The sequence below is a fragment of the Brevundimonas sp. 01N35 genome, assembly GCF_056399785.1.
Window position 1 is genome coordinate 112,709 of sequence record NZ_JBFTRZ010000003.1, and the last position, 21,118, is coordinate 133,826.

At 68.5% G+C, this 21,118-nt stretch carries 17 protein-coding genes; 9 read left to right on the forward strand and 8 right to left on the reverse strand.

Features of this window, described 5'->3' with window-relative positions; all coding sequences use genetic code 11:
- Nucleotides 1-37: 37 nt before the first annotated feature.
- Nucleotides 38-1,549 (forward strand): HWE histidine kinase domain-containing protein, encoded by a 1,512-nt coding sequence (locus AC1DJ5_RS03825; RefSeq protein WP_477019749.1) that lies wholly within the window; start codon nucleotides 38-40, stop codon nucleotides 1,547-1,549.
- The gene (locus AC1DJ5_RS03830) at nucleotides 1,546-1,923 is read left to right on the forward strand and encodes a response regulator (RefSeq protein ID WP_441452970.1); all 378 of its coding nucleotides are present in this window, start codon (nucleotides 1,546-1,548) and stop codon (nucleotides 1,921-1,923) included. The genes AC1DJ5_RS03825 and AC1DJ5_RS03830 overlap by 4 nt, the downstream gene beginning before the upstream one ends.
- Here the strand turns inward: AC1DJ5_RS03830 and AC1DJ5_RS03835 are convergent.
- From AC1DJ5_RS03835 to AC1DJ5_RS03855, 5 genes are read right to left on the reverse strand one after another with little or no spacing between them, the layout of a single operon-like run.
- Complete coding sequence (locus AC1DJ5_RS03835; RefSeq protein WP_477019750.1) at nucleotides 1,910-3,508, reverse strand: phytoene desaturase family protein; 1,599 nt, start codon at nucleotides 3,506-3,508, stop codon at nucleotides 1,910-1,912. The two genes, AC1DJ5_RS03830 and AC1DJ5_RS03835, sit on opposite strands and share 14 nt — an antisense overlap.
- A 36-nt stretch (nucleotides 3,509-3,544) precedes the next feature.
- Entirely contained in the window at nucleotides 3,545-7,015 is a 3,471-nt protein-coding gene (locus AC1DJ5_RS03840) for a class I SAM-dependent DNA methyltransferase (RefSeq protein ID WP_477019751.1), read from the reverse strand.
- A 57-nt stretch (nucleotides 7,016-7,072) separates the two neighbouring features.
- Nucleotides 7,073-8,284 carry an imidazolonepropionase gene (hutI, locus tag AC1DJ5_RS03845; protein ID WP_477019854.1) on the reverse strand — a complete coding sequence of 404 codons (1,212 nt, stop codon included), beginning with the start codon at nucleotides 8,282-8,284 and terminating at the stop codon, nucleotides 7,073-7,075.
- The gene (locus tag AC1DJ5_RS03850) at nucleotides 8,284-9,174 is read right to left on the reverse strand and encodes an agmatinase family protein (protein ID WP_477019752.1); all 891 of its coding nucleotides are present in this window, start codon (nucleotides 9,172-9,174) and stop codon (nucleotides 8,284-8,286) included. The genes hutI and AC1DJ5_RS03850 overlap by 1 nt, the downstream gene beginning before the upstream one ends.
- Nucleotides 9,175-9,179: 5 nt before the next feature.
- Nucleotides 9,180-9,878 carry a UTRA domain-containing protein gene (locus AC1DJ5_RS03855; RefSeq protein WP_477019753.1) on the reverse strand — a complete coding sequence of 233 codons (699 nt, stop codon included), beginning with the start codon at nucleotides 9,876-9,878 and terminating at the stop codon, nucleotides 9,180-9,182.
- Between the two features lie 96 nt (nucleotides 9,879-9,974).
- Between AC1DJ5_RS03855 and hutU the strand changes: the two genes are divergently transcribed.
- The 3 genes from hutU to AC1DJ5_RS03870 all read left to right on the forward strand — a co-directional run bounded on the left by hutU (nucleotide 9,975) and on the right by AC1DJ5_RS03870 (nucleotide 13,921).
- A complete protein-coding gene (gene hutU / locus AC1DJ5_RS03860) occupies nucleotides 9,975-11,639 on the forward strand; it encodes a urocanate hydratase (RefSeq protein WP_477019754.1) in 1,665 nt (554 codons plus the stop codon).
- Between the two features lie 178 nt (nucleotides 11,640-11,817).
- Complete coding sequence (gene hutH, locus AC1DJ5_RS03865) at nucleotides 11,818-13,347, forward strand: histidine ammonia-lyase (protein WP_477019755.1); 1,530 nt, start codon at nucleotides 11,818-11,820, stop codon at nucleotides 13,345-13,347.
- 67 nt (nucleotides 13,348-13,414) lie between these two features.
- Complete coding sequence (locus AC1DJ5_RS03870; protein WP_477019756.1) at nucleotides 13,415-13,921, forward strand: hypothetical protein; 507 nt, start codon at nucleotides 13,415-13,417, stop codon at nucleotides 13,919-13,921.
- A gap of 22 nt (nucleotides 13,922-13,943) precedes the next feature.
- Here AC1DJ5_RS03870 and AC1DJ5_RS03875 read toward each other — a convergent pair whose 3' ends face one another.
- From AC1DJ5_RS03875 to AC1DJ5_RS03885, 3 genes are read right to left on the reverse strand one after another with little or no spacing between them, the layout of a single operon-like run.
- The gene (locus AC1DJ5_RS03875) at nucleotides 13,944-14,705 is read right to left on the reverse strand and encodes a peptidase (RefSeq protein WP_441452958.1); all 762 of its coding nucleotides are present in this window, start codon (nucleotides 14,703-14,705) and stop codon (nucleotides 13,944-13,946) included.
- A gap of 58 nt (nucleotides 14,706-14,763) precedes the next feature.
- Nucleotides 14,764-15,795 carry a type 2 isopentenyl-diphosphate Delta-isomerase gene (gene fni / locus AC1DJ5_RS03880; RefSeq protein WP_441452956.1) on the reverse strand — a complete coding sequence of 344 codons (1,032 nt, stop codon included), beginning with the start codon at nucleotides 15,793-15,795 and terminating at the stop codon, nucleotides 14,764-14,766.
- Between the two features lie 8 nt (nucleotides 15,796-15,803).
- Nucleotides 15,804-17,651, reverse strand: coding sequence for a PPC domain-containing protein (locus AC1DJ5_RS03885; protein ID WP_477019757.1), 1,848 nt, complete (start codon nucleotides 17,649-17,651; stop codon nucleotides 15,804-15,806).
- Between the two features lie 103 nt (nucleotides 17,652-17,754).
- Here AC1DJ5_RS03885 and folD point away from each other — a divergent pair, with 103 nt between their 5' ends.
- The 4 genes from folD (at nucleotide 17,755) to AC1DJ5_RS03905 (ending at nucleotide 21,052) form a co-directional block, all read left to right on the forward strand.
- Nucleotides 17,755-18,678, forward strand: coding sequence for a bifunctional methylenetetrahydrofolate dehydrogenase/methenyltetrahydrofolate cyclohydrolase FolD (gene folD / locus AC1DJ5_RS03890; protein ID WP_477019758.1), 924 nt, complete (start codon nucleotides 17,755-17,757; stop codon nucleotides 18,676-18,678).
- A gap of 140 nt (nucleotides 18,679-18,818) precedes the next feature.
- Complete coding sequence (locus tag AC1DJ5_RS03895) at nucleotides 18,819-19,517, forward strand: LemA family protein (protein WP_441452951.1); 699 nt, start codon at nucleotides 18,819-18,821, stop codon at nucleotides 19,515-19,517.
- Between the two features lie 6 nt (nucleotides 19,518-19,523).
- Complete coding sequence (locus AC1DJ5_RS03900) at nucleotides 19,524-20,366, forward strand: TPM domain-containing protein (RefSeq protein ID WP_441452949.1); 843 nt, start codon at nucleotides 19,524-19,526, stop codon at nucleotides 20,364-20,366.
- The gene (locus AC1DJ5_RS03905) at nucleotides 20,366-21,052 is read left to right on the forward strand and encodes a TPM domain-containing protein (RefSeq protein WP_441452947.1); all 687 of its coding nucleotides are present in this window, start codon (nucleotides 20,366-20,368) and stop codon (nucleotides 21,050-21,052) included. Before AC1DJ5_RS03900 ends, AC1DJ5_RS03905 begins: the two co-directional genes overlap by 1 nt.
- Nucleotides 21,053-21,118: the final 66 nt, after the last annotated feature.

A 21,118-nucleotide genomic window follows, 5' to 3' on the forward strand; every position in this document is an offset into this window, starting at 1 on the left:
TGCGGCTCGCGTTAGGGGAGCGGAATCGGGGGATAGAGTGCGGATACTCGCCAAGACAATCGACCTGGTCGCAGCGTTCGACGCGTCGCCTAATCCCTACATGCTGCTGGACGACCAACTCCGCTACGCAGGCATGAATCAGGCCTATCTGGATGTCACCCACAGGCGCCGAAGCGACCTGATCGGTCGCCCGGCCATGGAGATGTTCGACGCGGGGCCGGGCGAGGAAGCCACGGAAAACGCGCGCCAACTTCTGGCGTCCTTTCAAAAAGTTCTGGAGACCGGCGAAACCGACCATCTGGCGGTGCTCCACTACGCCATTCCCGTCCCCGGCCCCGACGGCGAGGTCGTTTATGAGGACCGCTACTGGAGTTGCAGCCACACGCCGATCAAGGATGACACAGGGCGCGTCACCCACATCCTCCAGCACACCAACGACATCACCGAACTCGAGAAACTGCGTCGGCAGGTCGCGCGGCAGCGGCCCAGCGAAACTACGTCAGCCCTGGACTCCATGATCGGCGGCGGCGTGTTTCGTCGCGCCATGACGGTTCAGGCCCACAACAGGCGGCTGGCGAACGAACGCAAGCAACTGCTGGACATGTTCATGCAGGCGCCCGGCTTCGTCGCCATCCTGAACGGGCCGAACCATGTCTTCCAGCTGGTCAACGGGGCGTTCAGCCAGATGATCGGTCATCGGGACGTCATCGGAAAGCCCGTGCGCGAAGCGCTGCCGGAACTCTCGGGTCAGGGCTATTACGACTTCCTCGACGACGTTTACGCCACCGGCGAACCCTTCCACGGGCGGCAAAGCGCGGTTCAGTTGCAACACACGCCCAACGGGCTGCTCGAGACCCGGTATCTCGACTTCATGTATCAACCGATCCGCGATCAGGCCGGCGAGATCGTCGGCATCTTCGTCCAGGGCCACGACGTCACGGACACGGTCGTCGCCGCCGAACGTCAGAAGCTGATGATCGACGAACTGAACCACCGCGTGAAGAACACTCTAGCCACCGTCCAGTCGATAGCGATGCAGACCGCGCGCTCTCACGAAGACCCGACGTCGTTCGCCGAGACCTTCCAGTCGCGGATCCTGGCCCTCTCCCACACCCACGACCTGCTGACGCGAAGCCATTGGGAGGGCGCGGACCTGCGGGCCGTTCTGGAACATGAGACGGCGGCGCACGGCCCCAACCGCCTGTCGCTGAACGGTCCCAATGTCGCTCTGGACCCCTCGACCGCCGTTTCGCTGGGCATGATCTTCCACGAACTGGCGACCAACGCCGCCAAGTACGGCGCGCTGTCGACGGGCGAAGGGCGCGTGCTGGTGGACTGGTCGGTCGCCGACCTCAACGCCCCGCGCCTGGACATCCATTGGCGCGAGACCGGCGGCCCGGCGATCTCGACGCCGGAACGGCGCGGCTTCGGCAGCCGACTGATCGAGCGCAACGTGCGGCATGATCTGGCGGGAACAGTCGAACGTCACTATTCAAGCGACGGCTTTACGGCGGAAATCTCCATTCCGCTGACGAAGGAAACAGAATGACGAACGCCCTGCAGGGCCGGCGGGTGCTGGTCGTCGAAGACGAGTCCCTGGTCGCCATGCTGCTGGAAACCATTCTCGACGACATGGGCTGTTCGGTCGTCGGCCCCGAATCCAATGTCGACGACGGCTTGAGAGCCGCCACCGGCGAGGCGTCTCTGGACGCCGCCCTGTTGGACGTCAACGTCGCGGGCCGCGAGGTCTTCCCCATCGCGGAGGCGCTGAGGGCCCGGGGCGTGCCCTTCGTCTTTTCGACCGGTTATGGCGAAAGCGGCCTGCCCGAGCACTGGCGCGGCCACCCGACGATTCAGAAGCCCTTCACCGAGAGCGCCATCCGCGACGCCCTGATGACGGTGCTGAACATCAGCCTGGCCTGATGTCTTTCAGGATGGCGCGGGCCGCGTTGTGGCCCGGCGCGCCCGTCACCCCGCCGCCAGGATGGGCGCCGGAACCGCACAGATAAAGCCCGGGCACCGGCATCCGGTGATCGGCGTGGCCCAGCACGGGCCGGGCGCTGAACAACTGATCCAGCGTCAGCCGGCCGTGGAAGATGTCGCCGCCGATCAGGCCGAAGCGCCGCTCCAGATCACGCGGCCCCAAGGCCAGCCGCCCGACCACCGAGGCCTTGAAGCCCGGCGCATGGGCCTCGACTGTCTCGATCATCAGGTCGGCTACCGTGTCGCGATGTTCGTCCGCCAGATCCGGCGAGACGTGCTGGCAGAACAGGCTGGCGACGTGCTGGCCCGCCGGCGCCAGACTGTCGTCCAGGGTCGACGGGATCAGCATCTCGACGATGGGCTTTGACGACCAGCCGGTCAGGCGCGCCTCGGCGTGGGCGCGGTCCATATAGGCGAGCGTCGGCGCGATGATGATGCCCGCCGTCAGGTGATCGCCCGCCCCCGGCAAGGCCGTGAACCGAGGCAACTCGGACAGGGCGACATTCATGCGGAAGGTGCCCGACCCCGAGGCGTAACGGCTCATCCGCTCGGTGAAGTCGGCGGGGACCACGGCCGGATCGACCAGCCGGTCGAACAACAGACGCGGGTGCAGGTTGGACACGACGGCGCGGGCGCGGACCACGTCGCCCGCCTCGGTCACGGCCCCGACCGCCCTGCCCTTTTCGGTCACCACCTCGGCGACGGCTGTATCCAGCCGGATGTCGACGCCGTGTTCGGCGCAGGCGGCGGCCATGGCCTGGGTGATGGCCCCCATGCCGCCCACCGCGTGGCCCCAGACACCCTTCTTGCCGTTTACCTCGCCGAAGACATGGTGCAGCAGGACATAGGCCGAGCCGGGCGTATAGGGGCTGGCATAATTGCCGACGATGCTGTCGAAGCCGAACAGGGCCTTGATCGGATCGCTCTCGAACCAGCCGTCCAGCCAGTCGCCCGCCGACTTGGCGAAAAGGTCCAGCAGGTCGCGCCGCGCCGTCATGTCCAGCCCCGAGACCCGCCGCCCCAGCGACGCCGCCTTCAGCATTTCCGGCAAGGCCGCCAGCCAGCCGCCCCCAAGTTCAGGATCTGGCACATTGGGCGGCGTGGTCAGGATCAGGTCGCGCAGGATGGCGGCGACGGTTTCCAGCCGCGCCTCATAGTCGGGCAGACGTTCGGCGTCGCGGGTCGAGAACTTGGCCACCTCGGCCTGGGTCCGCCCCTCGCCCGTCAGCAGGTAGCGGCCGTCGTCGAAAGGCAGGAAGTTCGCCGCCCGCCGCTCGACCACGCTCAGACCGTGACGCGCCAACGCCATGTCGGCGATGACGCGCGGGTTCAGCAGGCTGACGGTGTAGCTGGCGGTCGAGTTGCGGAACCCGGGATGGAATTCCTCGGTCACCGCCGCCCCGCCGACGACGCCCCGCCGTTCCAGCACCGTGACCTTCAGCCCGGCCCGCGCCAGATAGAAGGCGCAGACCAGCCCGTTGTGGCCGCCGCCCAGAATGACGACGTCCGTCTGTGATTGCGTCATGCCGTTCGCCCCCGATTCCAGACGCGAACGCTAGCATCAGACTCGGCGCGGCGTGAACCATCCCTCCTGGGTGCGCTGCACCGACCCCGCCACGGCCAGAACCGCCAGCGTCTGTTCGATGCGATCCTCCATCCGTCGCCCCCGACGGCCGCCGAACCGGGCCGCCAGGGCACGCGGGCCGACAGGGACGCCTTCCTGCCTTAGGGCGTGCAGCAAGGCCGAGGCCATGGCCCCCGGCGCCTCGGGCAGGGGCGGCAGGCTGACCGCCGCGTCCAGGGTCGCCTCGATCTGGACCGATCGCCGGGGCGTCTTTACCCTGCCCACCTGGAACTCGGGGCGCAGGAAACGCACCTCGCCGCGCGCCTCCTCGACCGCGCGCTCCCGGTTCAGCGCCACCAGTCGCGCCATCGCCTCCTGCGCGGACAGGTCCGCCGCCCAGCCATAGGCGCCCAGCACCGCCGCATCCAGCCGTTGATGCAGATGATCCAGCAGACCGACGCACCCCGCCTCATGCACCCCGCGCTCCGCCTCACTCAGGGGCGCGTTCCTCGTCCTGCGCGTCCGAGCGTTGTAAAGGCCGGTCATGGTCAGGAAGGAATGGCGAGCCAGAACTTGCGTCCGTAGTTCATCGATTTCCTCGGCCAGGGCCGCAATCTCGGCCCCCGCCCTCCCCGACAGGTCGGGAAAGGGAAAGGCGTCGAAACAGGCGCCCTTCGTGTAGATGGGACGATCCTCCAGCGTTCCGCCCTGCGCCAATGACCAGTCGACGTGCAGGCGCGACGACAAAACACCCAGCACTTCCGGCCGATCGGATGCGACGCAGACCAGCCGATTGTCCGGCAGGATGTCCGCGTCCAGGAACCGGAACCAGCGATGCTTGGCGGTTTCGACGGTGGCGATGTAGCGTCGCAAGCCTTCCAGCGCCGGACGCAATTCCCGGCGCGGTTCGCCGAATATCCACCAGTTGTCGCGATAGGCGGCCCGGTTGTTGCGGTCCCGTGCCGGCTTCACCGTCTCCAGCAGGTGCTGGAAGATCGCCGGATGCCGCCGCCGCACTTCGGCCTCCTCCCAGCCGAACAGGTCGATGACGTTCACCCCGCGAGGCCGGTCCGCCAGATCCCGTCCGTTGCGATAGGCCCGGATCGGCGAGATCGCCTCTACATCCGACGCGGACAGCAGGGCCATCGCCCGATCCGGCGCAACGATGAAGCCGGCGCCGTGCAGCTTGACCCCCGGGGACGACAGAAGGGCGTTGGCTTTCAGTTCGGCGGCTCCGGTCACATCGAGGCCCAGGGTCAGGCCGGCGGAAATCACGCCACGTTCCTCTCGGAAGACGATCTCCGGCGCGTCGGTGTGCAGCCCCGCCTCCGACATCACCGTCAGCAACCGCCCCTGGCCGTCCGGCTCGCCGCGCTCCGCCACCGTCATGGCGATGCGGACGGCGGCCCGGTCGCCACCCTTGATCCACGGGTGATCCGGCACGGCCATGACCAGCCGCATCGGCGGCGCGCCCTTCAGATGATGCTCCAGCACCCGTCGGGAAAAGGTCTGGGTGATCGAGTTGGTGGTGATGAAGCCGAAGCGTCGCAAGCTGCTCGCCTTGACCGTCAGGATGTCCGCAGCCCGACCCCACCAGGCCGTCACCAGATCGGCTGAACGGAACCGGCCCTGCCGCACCTGCCACAGGGCGTCGACATAGCCGTCGCCTAGTTCCCGCCTCAAATCCTTGCCGCCGAGGAAGGGCGGATTGCCGATGATGAAATGGACATCCGGCCACGGCGTCGGGCGCGGGTCGATCAGGCAGACCACCTCGCGTTCCTCGGCCACAGGAAACAGGACCGGCGCGCCGCCGTCCTTGCGCCGCGGCCGCGAGCGGGTGACGGGCCGTCCCGCGGCATCCCGCACCAGTTCCTCGCGCGACCAGGTCACCAGGGCGTCGGTCTGCCGGATTTTCTCGAAATTACGCAGGATCGGCTCGGACGGCTTGGCGTCGCCATAGATTCGGAAATGCCATTGCAGATAGCCGATCCACATCACCATCTCGGCGATCCAGGCGGCGTAGGGGTTCTTCTCAAGTCCCCAGAACTGTTCGGGACTGACCGTGTGCCCATCCAGCGCCAGCAGGCCTTGCGACTCGCCCATTTCGGCCAAGACAGCCAGAACCTCTCCCTCAAGTTCCTTCATCAACCCCATGGCAACATAGAGAAAATTACCCGTGCCGCAGGCCGGATCCAACACGCGGATGCGACAGAGATCGCGGTGGAAGTCTCGCACCATCCGCCGCGCCCCCTTGTGGTCGCCCGCCATGAACAGGCCGATGGCGCTGGCCTCGGCCGCCTCCCAGTCGGCGCGCAACGGCTCCATGATCGTCGGCTCGACCAGCTGTTCGACATAGGCGCGCGGGGTGTAGTGGGCGCCCAGTTCCGCACGCTCGCTCGGAACCAGAGCCTGTTCCAGCAAAGTCCCGAAGATGGCCGGTTCGACCGACGCCCAGTCGCGCTGGGCGGCGGCGATCAGAGCCTCAAGCTCGTCTTCGTTGATCGGCAGAGCGGCGGCGTGGCGGAACAGGCCGCCGTTGAAACGCCTCAGCGTCTGACGAATGGCCGAGCAATGCCCGCCCTCGTCCATGCGCCGAAAGAAGTCGCCCGCCCCCAGATGAAACTGAGCCGCATGGCCGCGATAGCTTTCCAGGAAGCGCCGGAACCCCTTGTCCTCGATCAGGCCGACGCTGTCGGCGAACATGGCGAAAATGCACTGCATGACAAACAGGGCCGTCTGATTGGCCCGCGCCGCCTTGGCCACTGGGTCAGGCCGCCCGTCGGGGCCGGTCGGGACGCGGGCGCCGATCGAGCGCACCAGCCAGGCCAGACGAGCGGCGATGTCCGTCGTCACCTCGGCCACACGGGCGGCGGGGTCCAGACTCATCGGATCGCCCCAGACGCGCTTCAGCCGATCCCGCACCGCCGCGTCGCGCAAATGCGCCATCTCGATGCGGTAACGAGCGCGGTCGGGAAACGGGGCATAGGCCTTTCCCTGCCGCCCAAAGTCCGACCACAGTTCGATGGCCCGCCCCACGTCCACGACGACGATGAAGGGCGGCCATTCGTCCAGCGCCTTGGCGTAGTTCTCAGCCTGGCGCTTGGCGTTGCGCATCAGGGTTTCGAGCGCGCTGGGCGAAGCTGGCGCGGCCTTGCGCCCGCGACCGCCGAACAGGGCCAACTGAGGTTGCGGGTCCAGCGCCCCGCCGGCCCCTCGCTTGCCCGACTGCTTGGCCTCCAGCACGAAGGCGCCGCGTCGATAGCAGTCGATATAGCCGGGGTGGCTGCCGCCGTCCTCGTGCAGAAATTTCACCGGCCGCTCGAAACAATAGTCGAGATCGCCGGTCCGTTCGTCGTCCGGTGCGGCCACGCCGATCACTCGGCACAACTGGGCGATGAAGGTCTGATAATGCGCCCGCTCGCTGATCGGCGCTTCGGACCAGCGGCGAATGAAGTCGTCTGCATCCATGGATTGTCGGCCTCCCCGCCAACAACCCTAGATTAGGATAACGATGGAATGCAACTCTTAGGAGATTGCGCCGCCGAGGTAGCGCCGGTGCAGCAGCGGCGCGCCCAGCCAGTAGCAAAGCTCGGCCGGGCGGCTGATGTCCCAGACGGCGAGGTCGGCGGCCTTGCCGGGTTCGATGGTCCCGACCTCGTCCTGCAATCCCAGGGCGCGGGCGGCGTGGCGGGTGGCCCCGGCCAGGGCTTCCTCAGGCGTCAGGCGGAACTGGACGCAGACCAGGTTCAGCGCCGCCGTCATCGAGGCGACGGGCGAGGTGCCGGGGTTGCAGTCGGTGGCCACCGCCATGCGAACGCCGTGCTGGCGCAGCAGTGCGACGGGCGGCGCCTGGGTCTCGCGCAGCATGAGGAAGGCGCCGGGCAGCAGGACCGCTGTCACGCCCGCCTCGGCCATGGCCTGAACGCCCGGCTCGGTCGTGTGCTCGATATGGTCGGCGGACAGGGCGTGATAGCGGGCGGCCAGAGCCGCACCGCCGCCGTCCGACAACTGGTCGGCGTGCAGCTTGACCGGCAGGCCCAGTTCCTCGGCCTTGTCGAACAGGCGGGCGACCTCGTCCGTGGTGAAGGCGATCGGCTCGCAATAGGCGTCGACGGCGTCGACCAGACCCTCGGCGTGGGCGGCGGGCAGGATCTCATCCACAGCCTTGTCCACATAGGTCGCGCGGTCGGCTTTGTGCTCGGGCGGGACGGCGTGCAGGCCCAGGTAGGAGGTGCGGACCCGCACCCCGGCCTCGCGCCCGATGCGGCGAGCAACGCGCAGCATCTTCAGCTCGCTGTCGTGGTCCAGGCCATAGCCGGACTTGATCTCGACCGTGGTGACGCCGGTGGCCTTCAGCCCCTCCAGACGCTTGCAGGCCGAGGCGTAGAGGGCGTCCTCGGACGCCTCGCGCGTGGCCTTGACCGAGGAGACGATGCCGCCGCCAGCGCGGGCGATCTCTTCATAGGTCGCGCCCTCCAGCCGCTGCTCGAACTCCCCAGAGCGGTCGCCGCCGAAGACCAGATGGGTGTGGCAGTCGATCAGGCCGGGCGTGACCCAGCGCCCGCCCAGACTGTCGGTTTCCACAGCCTTGTGCACAGGCAGGTCCGCGCGCGGCCCGACCCAGGCGATGCGCCCGTCCTTGATCAGGATGGCTGCGTCCTCGATCGCGCCATAGGGGGCGCCGCCCTCGGTCATGGCGGCGACGTGGCAGTCGGTGATGAGGCGGTCGGCGAGGATCATCGCGCGGCCACTCCGCTGAGGATTTCGCAGAACCAGCGTCCGGCGGTCAGGGAGCCGAGGTCGCCAACTTCCAGCGAGGGGTCGTATTCGGTCAGGTCGACGGCCCGGACCTTGGGATGGGCGCCGATAACGCGCGTGGCGTCGAAGAAGTCGTGGATAGACACCCCGCCGGGGCGGGCGCCGGGGCTGGCGGGCCACTGGCTACGGTCGATGACGTCGATGTCGAAGTCGACGTAGATGACCTCGCACAGCGCCGACAGCCGCTCCAGTTCCTCGGCGACGACGACGGCCAGACCGCGCTCGCGGCACTCGCGCGCCATGCGGACGCTGATGCCCGCCGCCTTGGCCTTTTCATGGGCGCGGCGGGTGTTGGCGAAGGGAGCGAGGCCGACCTGGCTGATACGATGGCCATCCATGCCGTCATCCAGCAGGGCCTGAATGGGGTTGCCGTTGGTCAGGCCCTGATCCGTGTCGCGCAGGTCGAAATGGGCGTCCAGCGTCAGGACGCCGACGCGGTCCAAGCCGAGGGCGTGGACGCCCGGCCGGGTGATGGCGTTGTTGCCGCCGACCAGGATGGTCAGGGCGCGGTGGGCCTGAGCCGCCACCGCGTCGCGCACGGGCTCGAAGGCGTCGAACGGCGAGACGGCCTTTAGCGCCACATCGCCGGCGTCCTGCACCAGAACCTCCAGTTCCAGCCCCGTCTCGACGTCATAGGTGGACAGGCGCGGCAGGACGGCGCGCAGGGCTTTCGGGCCGAGGTCGCAGCGGCCCGGCGTCAGCGACCGCTCGTTCAGCGGCGCGCCGATCAGGGCGACGGGGGCGTCGGGGTGGTCGCCGACCAGAGCCCCGACGGAGCGCCAACCGAGGGCTTCAGACGGTTCGCTCATCGGGGTCATCCTTTAGTCGGGGAAAAGCGTGCGACCAGATCATAGGCCGCGCCGGGGAAGGTCTGCCACGCCCAGGTCACGCCCTGGCCGTCGCGCCAGGTGCGGCGCTCCAGCCGCAAGCAAGGCGCGCCGTCGGCCAGACCCAGATGCTTGGCTGTCTCGACGTCGGCGCCGACGGCGGAAATCCGGTGCTCGGCCTCGGTCCAGGGCATGTGAGCCAGCAGCCAGCCGCCGGGCGGCTGGGTGGTGAAGTCGGCGGCCTCGGCCTCGGGCGCGGCGGTCAGGGAGATCAGACGGCGCTCGAAGACAAAGGGCAGGTCGTCGGCCAGATGCAGGGTTTCCAGCTCGACCACCCGCTCGCCCAGCCCCTCGTCGGGCCGCGCCGGGCGGACGATCCGGCCCAGCAGGCGGTGGGAATAGGTCAGCCCCCTGCCCTCGACCTCGGACTGAATGTCGGGGATGGCGACCAAGGCGGACGAGTGAACCGGTGGATGGGCCACCACCGTCCCGGCCCGTCTGCGCCGCACCACCAGAGCCCGCGCCGACAGGTCCGTCATAGCGCGCGACACCGTCATCCGGGCACAGCCGTATTCGGCCATCAGCTCGGCCTCGGTCGGGATGCGAAAACCCGGCCGCCACTCGCCCGAAGCGATGCGGCGCTCGATGTCGCCGGCGATCCGTCGATGAAGCGGCTCATGATCCATGAATCGAAACTGCCTCTTGCACGCGATAATGTCTAGACATAACACTCCTCCAAACACGACGGCCCAACCCGCACTCTGGGCCGCATGGAGGAATCGATGAGCGCCACGCCCAACACCCGCATCATCCGCAGCCCGCACGGCGCTGAAAAGACCGCCAAGACCTGGGCCGCCGAAGCGGCCATGCGGATGCTGATGAACAACCTCGATCCCGAGGTGGCCGAGCGTCCCGAGGACCTGGTCGTCTATGGCGGCATCGGCAAGGCTGCCCGCAACTGGCAGGCCTTCGACACCATCGTCGAGCAACTGCAAAAGCTGGAAGCCGACGAGACCCTGCTGGTCCAGTCTGGCAAGCCGGTCGGCGTCTTCCGTACGCACGAGGACGCGCCGCGCGTCCTGATCGCCAACTCCAACCTGGTGCCCAAGTGGGCGACCTGGGAGCATTTCAACGAACTCGATCGCAAGGGCCTGATGATGTACGGCCAGATGACGGCCGGGTCGTGGATCTACATCGGCACCCAGGGCATCGTTCAGGGCACCTATGAGACCTTCATGGAGGCGGGTCGCCAGCACTACCGCGGCGACTGGTCGGGCAAGTGGATCCTGACGGCGGGCCTCGGCGGCATGGGCGGCGCCCAGCCTCTGGCCGCGACCATGGCCGGCGCGTCCTGCATCACCATCGAGTGCCAGCGCAGCCGCATCGAGTTCCGCCAGCGCACCCGCTACGTCGACGTCATGGCCGAGACCCTGGACGAGGCCCTGGCCCTGCTGGAGCAGTCGTTCAAGGACAAGAAAGCCTTGTCTATCGGACTGTTGGGCAACGCCGCTGATCTTCTGCCTGAGATGGTCAAACGCGGCGTCCGCCCCGATCTGGTGACCGACCAGACCAGCGCCCACGACCCCGTCAACGGCTACCTGCCCTCTGGCTGGACCGTCGCCGAGTGGGAAGAAAAGCGCGTCAGCGACCCCGCCGCCGTCGAGGCCGCCGCGCGCAAATCGATGGCTGTCCACGTTCAGGCCATGCTCGACTTCCATGCCATGGGCATCCCCACCACCGACTACGGCAACAACATCCGTCAGGTCGCCTTCGACGAGGGCGTGAAGAACGCCTTCGACTTCCCCGGTTTCGTCCCCGCCTATATCCGCCCGCTGTTCTGCCGCGGCGTCGGGCCGTTCCGCTGGGTCGCCCTGTCGGGTGATCCCGAGGACATCCGCAAGACGGATGCGGCGATGAAGAAGCTCTTCCCCGACAACGCCGGCCTGCACCGCTGGCTGGACATGGCCAGCGAGCGCATCGCCTTCCAGGGCCTGCCCGCGCGCATCTGCTGGATCGGTCTGGGCGACCGCCATCGCGCCGGCCTGATGTTCAACGACATGGTGGCCTCGGGCGAACTGAAGGCCCCCATCGTCATCGGCCGCGACCATCTGGACTCAGGCTCCGTCGCCAGTCCGAACCGCGAGACCGAGGCCATGATGGACGGCTCGGACGCCGTGTCCGACTGGCCCCTGCTGAACGCCCTGCTGAACACGGCATCGGGCGCGTCCTGGGTGTCGCTGCACCACGGCGGCGGGGTCGGGATGGGCTATAGCCAGCACTCGGGCGTCGTCATCGTCGCCGACGGCACGCCGGAAGCCGCCAAGCGTCTGGAGCGCGTCCTGTGGAACGACCCGGCCACGGGCGTCATGCGCCATGCCGACGCCGGATACGAAATCGCCAAGGACGCCGCGCGCGAGCACGGCCTGAACCTGCCGAGCTTGAAATGATCTTCCTTCTCCCCTTGCGGGAGAAGGTGGCCCGCGCAGCGGGTCGGATGAGGGGTCGCGCCAACGACCGCCACATCGCCCTTTCCACCGACGCCGACCACACAGGTCCGCGCCACCCCTCATCCGTCAGGCCTTCGGCCCGCCACCTTCTCCCGCAAGGGGAGAAGAGAGAGATAGCATGACCCAGATCATTATCGGCCAAGACCCGCTCACCCTCGCCCAGCTTCGCGCCGTCATGAATGGCCCCGTCGCCGTCAGCCTGACGGACGCCGCCTGGACCAATGTCGAGAAGGGGGCGGCCACCGTCGCCGCCATCCTCGCCGAGGGCCGGACGGTTTATGGCATCAACACCGGCTTCGGCCTGCTGGCCAACACCAGCATTGCGCCGGAAGACCTTGAAACCCTTCAGAAGAACCTGGTCCTCAGCCACGCCTGCGGCGTCGGCCCGCTGCTCAGCGACAACGTCACCCGCCTGCTGATGGTGCTGAAGATCGCTTCGCTGTCGCGCGGCGCCTCGGGCGTGCGGCGCGGGACGCTGGAGGCGCTGATCGCCATGGTCAACGCCGAGATCCTGCCCTGCATCCCGTCCAAGGGCTCGGTCGGCGCCTCGGGCGATCTGGCCCCGCTGGCCCACATGAGCTGCGTCCTGATCGGCGTCAGCGAGGCCCGCTATCAGGGCCAGACCCTGGACGCCGAGACCGCGCTGTCCAAGGTCGGACTGAAGCCCGTCGTCCTGGGTCCCAAGGAAGGCCTGGCCCTGCTGAACGGCACCCAGTGTTCGACGGCCCTGGCTCTGGCCGGTTTGTTCGCCACCGAGGACGTCTTCGCCGCCGCCCTCGCCGCCGGAGCCCTGTCGGTCGATGCGCTGAAGGGATCGGACGCGCCGTTCGATCACCGCATCCACGCCCTGCGCGGCCAGCCGGGTCAGATCGAGGTCGCCGCCGTCCTGCGCGGCCTGATCACCGGCAGCGCCATCCGCGAGAGCCACCGGGAAGACTGCGCCAAGGTGCAGGACCCCTACTCGCTGCGCTGCCAGCCGCAGGTCATGGGCGCCATCCTCGACGTGATGAGGAACGCCGCCGCGACCCTGCAACGCGAAGCCAACGCCGTGACCGACAATCCGCTGGTCTTCATCGACGACGGCGACGTGATCTCAGGCGGCAACTTCCACGCTGAACCGGTTGCTTTTGCAGCGGATCAGATCGCCATGGTCCTGTGCGAGATTGGCAATATCTCCGAGCGCCGCACCTCCATCTTGGTCGATCCCAAGATGAGCGAACTGCCCGCCTTCCTGGTCAAGGAGAGCGGCCTGAACTCTGGCTTCATGATCGCCCAGGTGACGGCGGCGGCCCTGGTGGCCGAGAATCGCATGGTCGCCCATCCGTGCAGCGTCGACACCGTGCCGACCAGCGCCAACCAAGAAGACCACGTCTCGATGGCCACCCACGGCGCCCGTCGCCTGCTGGACATGGCCGAGAACGCCGCCACCGTGGTCGGCATCGAACTGCTGGCCGCAGCCCAGGGGTTGGAGTTCCACCGCCCCCTGACCAGCTCGCCGCAACTGGAGCAGGCCTACGCCATCGTGCGCGAGGCCGCCGCCCCCTATACCTCCGACCACTACTTCGCGCCGGACATCGCCCGGGCGACGGACGGGGTGCGGGCCGGTCGCTATCGCGGCTTCGCCGGCGACCTGCTGCCCTCGGCGTGAACCGCATCAGGCTCTCAACGCTTTAAGTCATGTGCGGCGCTTCCCGCGCATGACCGGAGCGATAGAGATGAAGACGCTGGCTTTGGCCGGTCTGGCTCTGGGCCTCACGGCCGCGGGGGCCGGCGGATGGGCGGCGTGGAACTCGACCGCCATCGCTCATCGCGATGCGGGCCACGGCGTCATGAGCGTGGAGGTCGTGGCGCCGCCGACGGAACCGGATCTTCCGCCGGGCTCCATCATGGCGGTGGGCGAGTTGCGGAACGGCTACGTGCATGACCCCGCGCGCCTGCAGCCGCCCGCCATCCTCGACGCCGAGTATGAAGCCTATCTGGACGACGCCTGGCTGGAGCCCCCGGCGCCGGCAGGGCCGCCCCCGCAGGACTACCGGAACGGGCTGGTGTGGGTGTCGCCCCGCCCCGCGACGCCTGTCCGACTGGAACCCGACGACTACAGCTTCGGCTTCGATCAGCCCCTGCCGGAACAGGTGCCAGACCCAGCGGATCGATTAGCCCATGTGAGCCTGTCGGATACGGTCGATTCCTCGCCCCTGTGGGACGAACGCGGCCTCGACTGAACCCGCCGAGGCCGCCTCGTCATCAACGCCGGGTCGAAACGGTCAGGGTGTAGTCGCCCTCTTCCGAGGCGCCGAGCGTGTTGGCGCGCACCGAATAGACGCCGGGGCTCAGGGTCTGGATGATCTGGGCGCTAGTTCCGCCGCCGCTGTCATCGTCCGAGGCCAGCGCATCGCCGTCGCACTGCGGGCCTTCGTAGAGGGCCAGATAGGCGTCGAAGTCCGCGGAATCGAGGCGAACAGCCACGCTGCCCGCGCGCGCGATCGACAGGGCATAGCAGTCGTAGAAGGAGCCGTCGTCGGCGCGGCGGTCGCTGAACTCCAGTCGGCCCGAACGGCTTTCGCCCACCGAAATCGGCAGAACCTGGGTGGTCGGGCGGATCCGCTCGCCCGACGAGACGCGCAGTTCATAGCGGCCGGTCTCGCCCTCGCTCAGGGTGTTGGCCTTGATGATCCACAGGCCGCCGCCGGAGGCGAAACGCAGTTGCGAGTTCGTGCCCATGTCCGGGCCGTCGTCGTTGGTGATCGAGGTGTCGTCGCAGTCCGCGCCGGCGCCGGCCGACAGATAGGTGTCGAAGTCCGACGAGCTGAGCGTGACCGTATAGGCTTCGTCCGGGTTGGTCTGCACGACGTAACAACGGTAGTGCGAACCGTCGCCCATGCGAGCGTCCTTGGCGGTGAAGTTGCCCTGCACCGTCTGACCGGGGCGGATGGTGCTCTGGGCCGAGGCGCCGCCGGCCACAGCCAGGGCCGACGCCAGGACGGTCGTCATCAGAAGGGCGCGCATGGGGGGAGGTCTCCGAATGTTGAACGTCGCCTGTAGCGTGACGCCCTAAACGATTGATTTATCTCGACGCTAGCAGCGGCGCTCGCTTGAGCGCGCCCAGATTGGCGGCGTTGGTGCAGAAGCAGACGGTGCGCAGTTGCCGGATCACGGTCTGGAAATGCTCGACCACCGCCTCGGTCGAGACGGTCGCGGCCTGAATGACGCCCGAGGCCATGCCGACCACGTCGGCGCCCAGCCGGATGGCCTTGGCGACATCAACGCCGTCGCGGACGCCGCCCGAGCCGATGATCAAGGCCTCGGGCAAGGCGTTGCGCGCCTCGGCGATGGCCCGAGCCGTGGGGATGCCCCAGGCGGCAAAGGCGGCGGCGTGGACCTTGTCCGCCGGATCGGTCGCCCGCTCCCCTTCGATCAGACCCCAGTTGGCGCCGCCGGCCCCGGCCACGTCGACGCCCGCCGCCCCCATGGCGATCAGGCGCTGGGCGGTCACGGCCGATATGCCCGCGCCGGTCTCCTTGACGATCACCGGCGCGTCCAGCCCCCGAATCAGGGCCTGAAGCGCGGCGCCGACGCCCCACCAGTCGCGGTCGCCCTCGGGCTGACAGGCTTCCTGCAGGGGGTTCAGATGCACCACCAGGGCGTCAGCCCCGATCATGTCCAGCGCCCGCCGGGCCTGGTCCAGGCCAAAGCCGCGCGTCAGTTGGGCCGCGCCGATATTGGCCAGGAGCACCGTGTCCGGCGCCCGGTCGCGTAGCGAGCGATCCAGCCCGCCTGTCGCCCCGCCCTCGATGGCGGCGCGCTGCGAGCCGACCGCCAGGGCGATGCCCAGGTGCTGCGCCGCCTCGGCCAGCCGGGCGTTGATCGCCTCGGCGCGCGCCGGCCCGCCGGTCATGGCGCTGATCAGCAGGGGCGCCTGCAGACGCCGTCCCAGAAAGTCGGCGCCCAGGTCGATCTTCGCATGGTCCAGATCCGGCAGGGCCTCGTGCACGAAGCGCCAGTCGTCGAAACCACTGGCCAGGGCGTGCCGCCCGCCGCCCGACAGCACCACGTCGAGGTGCTGGTCCTTGCGGCCTAGGATCAGGTCGTCGCTCATCGGGACCGTCAGGGCTGACGCTCGAGCATCAGGACATAGTCGCCGGTCGAGTTGGGTCCATAGCTGCGGGCGCGGACGACGTAGGTTCCGTCGCGCGGCGCGGTCCAATTCAGCCGGGCGTGGGTGTCCGACAGGCTGTCGTCGTCCTCGGCCAGACTGCGGAAATCGCCGTCCTTGTCCTCGCCCACCTCGACCACCGCGTCAAAGGCGGCGGAGATCAGGGTAAAGCGCAGCTTTTCATCGGCCTTGGCCTTGAACCGGTAGGCGTCGAAACTGATCCCGTCGTCGGTCACAGCATCGCTCTCGGTCAAAGAACCGCGCGCCGTCGCGCCGACCAGCAGGCTGCCAGGCGACGGTTCGGGACCCCGGTCGACCAGTTCCAGCGAATAAAGCCCCTTGCCGTCCTTGCCATAGGGCGAGGCGCGCAGGACGTAGTCGCCGGTTTCGGGCAGGGTGAAGGTCAGGCGGGCGTCGGTTCCCTGGCCCAGACCGTCGTCGTCGCTAGCCAGGGCCTCGAACTCGTCGCCGGCCGCGCCGATCTGCAGCAGGGCGTCGAAATCGCCGGAGCGCATGATCGCCTGGATGCGCCGCCCCTCCACCCCGTTGAAGACATAGTCCTCGTACAGCCGACCTTCGTCGTCGATCGCCCCGCCCTCTTTCAACTCGCTCTGCTCTGTCTGACCGAAGGCGATGGCGGTCGGCGGCGGCGGCGGCGTCGCCTCCTCCAGCTTCAGGTCATAGCGGCCCATGCCGTCGGAGAAGGTCCGGGCTTCGACCAGATAGTCGCCGTCCTCGGGCAGGGTGTAGGTCAGGCGGGCGTTCAACGCGCCGCCGCTGTCGTCGTCGGTGGCCAGACTGTTGTGGTTGGCGTCAAACAGTTCGAGGTAGCTGTCGAAATCGCCGGAACTCAGGCTGATCGCCACTCGCTGCCCGGCCCGGCCGGTGAAGCGGTAGAGGTCGGCGCGCGCCCCGGAATCGCTCCGGGCGCTGTCCGCGGTCAGGCGGCCGTCGACGTTTTCACCGATCGTGATCGTGCGAGCCGTTGGGGCCGGCGGGCCCTGTTCCAGAGACAGGCGATAGCCGCCCTCCCCGCCGCTGCCCGCCGAAGTCGCCTGAATGACGTACTCGCCCGCCTGCGGCACGGTGAAGACCAGGTAGGAGTTCAGCCCCTTGCCCGCGCCGTCGTCGTTCTGGGCCAACTCCACGAAGGAGCCGCCGATCATCCGGCCGATGCGCAGGACCGGGTCGAAATCGTCCGATTCCAGCAGGACGGCGACCCGCTCTCCGGCCCCCGCGCGGAAGGCGTAGGCATCGAAGATGTTGCCGTCATCGTCCTCGGCGTCTCCGCTCGTCAGGCGGCCCGAGACGTCTCGGCCGACGGAGATTCGACCGGGCCGGGGTTGGCGCGGCGCGGCCCGCTCGCTGAGCGCCAGCGTGTAATTACCGGTCTCCAGCCCCGAATAGGGCCGAGCGCGAACGATGTAGACGCCTTCGCTCTCGGGCGTGAACCGCAGGCGGGCGTTCGAGCCGCTGCCGGCCCCGTCGTCGTCCGTGGCCAGAGGCTCGCCCGACGTCCGGCCCTCGGCGTAGATCGCCAGATAGGCGTCGAAGTCGCTGCTGCGCAGTTCGGCCTGCAGCCGCTGACCCGCGTGCAACTGCACGCGGTAGTCGTCGTAACGATAGGCGTCGCTGCCACGGGTCCGCGCATCCCCCTCCTCCAGCCGGCCCCGGGTCTCGGCACCGATGCGGGCGTCGACGGGCGTCCGTTCAGAGGATTGGGCCAAGGCGGAGCCCGTCGACAGCAGGGCGACGACGCTGACTGCGGCGAACAGGGCCCCGAACTGAGAATGACGCATGAAAACCTCTTTGCTGGCGCCATCATAGACGCCGAACCGCAGCGGCTGTAAATCGCGGCCACGCTTTCCAGTTCCCGCCGAGTCCCCCCCTATGGAGCCGATCATGGCTGAAGAACTCGCCCGCGCCTCGCTGATCGACGGCAAGGCCTTCTCGCAGACCCTGGTCGAGCGCGTCGCCGCCGCCGCCGCCCGGCTGGAGGCCGCCCACGGCGTGACGCCCGGCTTGGCCGTGGTCATCGTCGGCGAAGACCCCGCCAGCCAGATCTACGTCCGCAACAAGGGCGAAACGACGCTGAAGGCCGGGATGCGGTCCGACACCCACCGCCTGCCTGACACGACGACCCAGGCCGAACTTCTGGCCCTGATCGCCGACCTGAACGCCGACGCGGGCATCCACGGAATTCTGGTTCAGCTGCCGCTGCCGAAACATATCGATTCGGCCGCCGTCCTCGGCGCCATCGACCCGGACAAGGACGTGGACGGCTTCCACGTCGTCAACGTCGGGCGTCTGGCGGTCGGCCTGCCCGGTCTGGTCCCCTGCACGCCGTTGGGCTGTCTGATGCTGCTGAAGGATCAGTTGGGCGACCTGTCGGGGCTGAACGCCGTCATCGTCGGGCGCTCCAACATCGTCGGCAAGCCGATGGCGCAACTGCTGATCGGTGAAAGCTGCACCGTCACCGTGGCCCATTCGCGCACCCGCGACCTGCCGGCCCTGTGCCGCACCGCCGACATTCTGGTCGCCGCCGTGGGCCGGCCCGAGATGATCAAGGGCGACTGGATCAAGCCGGGCGCGACCGTCATCGACGTCGGCATCAACCGCGTCCCCTCGCGCGATCCGGTCAAGGCGGCCGAGGGCAAGACCCGCGTCGTCGGCGACGTGGACTTCAATGAGGCGGTCGAGGTCGCTGGGCGCATCACCCCTGTCCCCGGCGGCGTCGGCCCCATGACCATCGCCTGCCTGCTGGCCAACACCTATACGGCGGCCTGCCGTTCGGCAGGCGTGACGCCGGAAGACCTGAACGGCTGAGACTTCCCCCACTCCCGCTCATCCCGGCGGACGCCGGGATGAGCGGTTCAGGTTGCGAAAAATCCAGCCCTTGAAGCGGAGCCTTTCCGCTCCGATAGTCTTTAGCGGATCAGCGATCCCTTGATCGCCGGAGGATCTTTATGGCTGGATTTTCGCCCCGTCTCGCGGCCGTCGCCGCCGTCGTCGTCCTGACCCCCGCCGTTGGGGCTTGCGGCTACAACACCATTCCGACCAAGCAAGAGCGCGCCCAGGCCGCCTGGGCCGATGTCCAGAGCCAGTATCAGCGCCGCTCCGACCTGGTGCCGAACCTGGTGGCGACGGTTCAGGCCGCGGCCATTCAGGAACGCACCACCCTGACCCAGGTGATCGAGGCCCGAGCCAAGGCCACCAGCGTCAACGTCGACGCCTCCAGCCTCAGCGACCCCGCCGCCTTCCAGAAATACCAGCAGGCCCAGGGCGAACTGTCCGGCGCCCTGTCGCGACTGCTGGTGACGGTCGAGGCCTATCCCCAGCTTCAGGCCAATCAGAACTTCCTCACGCTGCAATCACAGCTGGAAGGCACCGAGAACCGCATCGCCGTGGCGCGCCGCGACTACAATGAGGCTGTGCGCGACTACAACACCAGCCTGCGCACCTTCCCGACCGTGATCTGGGCCAAGACCCTGCAGAGCGGCTCCAAGCCGATGCAGTTGTTCACCGCCACGGCCGAGGCCCAGAGCGCGCCGACTGTGAACTTCAACCTCGGCGTTCCGGGCGCCCAGCCTGGAGGGAGCGCTCCCGCCGTCACGCCGGGCGCCGCCCCAACCGCCGTTCCCGCTCCCGCTCCGGCGGCGCGTTAGAACGACATGAACCGCCCCGCCCTCGCCTTGGGGGAAAGGCCAGCGCCCGGTCTGATCCGGGCGCTGCTGCTTTCGCTCGCGCTGCTGGCGGTTCTGCCCGGCCTCGCGCGGGCCGCGGACATCCAGTTCCCAGCCCTGACGGGCCGCGTGGTGGACGACGCCAATCTTCTGACGCCGGAACAGGAACAGGCCCTGACCGGCAAGCTGGCGACGCTGGAACAGCAGACCGGCGATCAGTTGGTGGTGGTCACCTTGCCGTCATTGCAGGACCAGCCGATCGAGGACTACGGCTATCGGCTGGGCCGCGCCTGGGGCATCGGCTCCAAGGAGAAGGATAACGGCGCCCTGCTGATCGTCGCTCCGGTCGAGCGCAAGGTGCGGATCGAGGTCGGTTACGGCCTGGAGGGCGTGCTGACCGACGCCCTGTCGGCGCAGATCATCCAGAACCAGATTCTGCCGGCCTTCCGCACCGGTGATTTCGCCCAGGGGATCGATGCGGGCGTCGACGCCGTCATCGGCCAGTTGCGCCTCGATCCGGCTGAGGCCCAGGCTCGCGCCCAGGCGGCCAAGGCGCCGCGCCCGAAGGCGCCGGTCGGTCCGGCCATCCTGGTGGGTCTGGTCTTCCTGTTCCTGTTCATCGGCCTGATCCGCGCGGCGGCGTCGGGCGGACGGCGGCGCGGAAGCGGTCGCGGCGACGGGGTCACCCCCATTCTGATCTGGGCCGCCAGCGAGGCCCTGCGTAATCGCGGCGGGCGCGGCGGCTGGGGCGGCGGCGGCGGCTTCGGCGGCGGAGGCTTCGGCGGAGGCGGCGGCAGCTTCGGCGGCGGCGGCGCTTCGGGGGGATGGTGATGCAGTTCACGGACGACGACCACGAACGCGTGGCCCGCGCCATCGCGGCGGCCGAGGCCCGCACCTCTGGCGAAATCTTCTGCGTCGTCGCTCGACAGGTCTCGTCCTATCGCGACGTCAGCCTGGGCTGGGCGGCGGCGGCGGCCTTGCTGCTGCCCCTGGCGCTCATTCCGCTGAAATTCGATCCGTCCTGGTTCCCTGGTCTGGGCGACGCCTGGGAGACCTCCCATCTGGCGGCGCTCGACATTGCCATCGGCCGCGCCCTGTCGGCCTATGCCGTGGTGCAGGCGGCGGTCTTCGTGACTGTGTTCCTGATCACTTGCATCCCTCTGGTTCGTCGCTGGGTGACGCCGCGCAGCGTGCGCCGGGCGCGCGTGCGACGCGTGGCGGTGCAGCAGTTCCTGGCCCATGGCCTGCACACCACCGACGCGCGGACGGGCGTCCTGATCTTCGCCGCCCTGTCTGACCATCAGGTCGAGCTGGTCGCCGACGAGGGCATCCATTCCCGCGTCGACCCCGAACTGTGGGGAGACGCGGTCGCCGCCCTGAGCGCCTCCATGCGCGCCGGCGATCCGGTCGAGGGGCTGGAGCGCGCCATCGCCTTGTGCGGCGACGTGCTGGCGGAACAGTTTCCACCCCGGTCCGCTGATATCAACGAGGTTCCCGACCGGCTGGTTGTCATCTAGGCCTGATATCGGGAATCCGGCGGCGGCGCGTCCAGCGCCGCCCTCGTCTCCCCGTCGCCGCCCGGC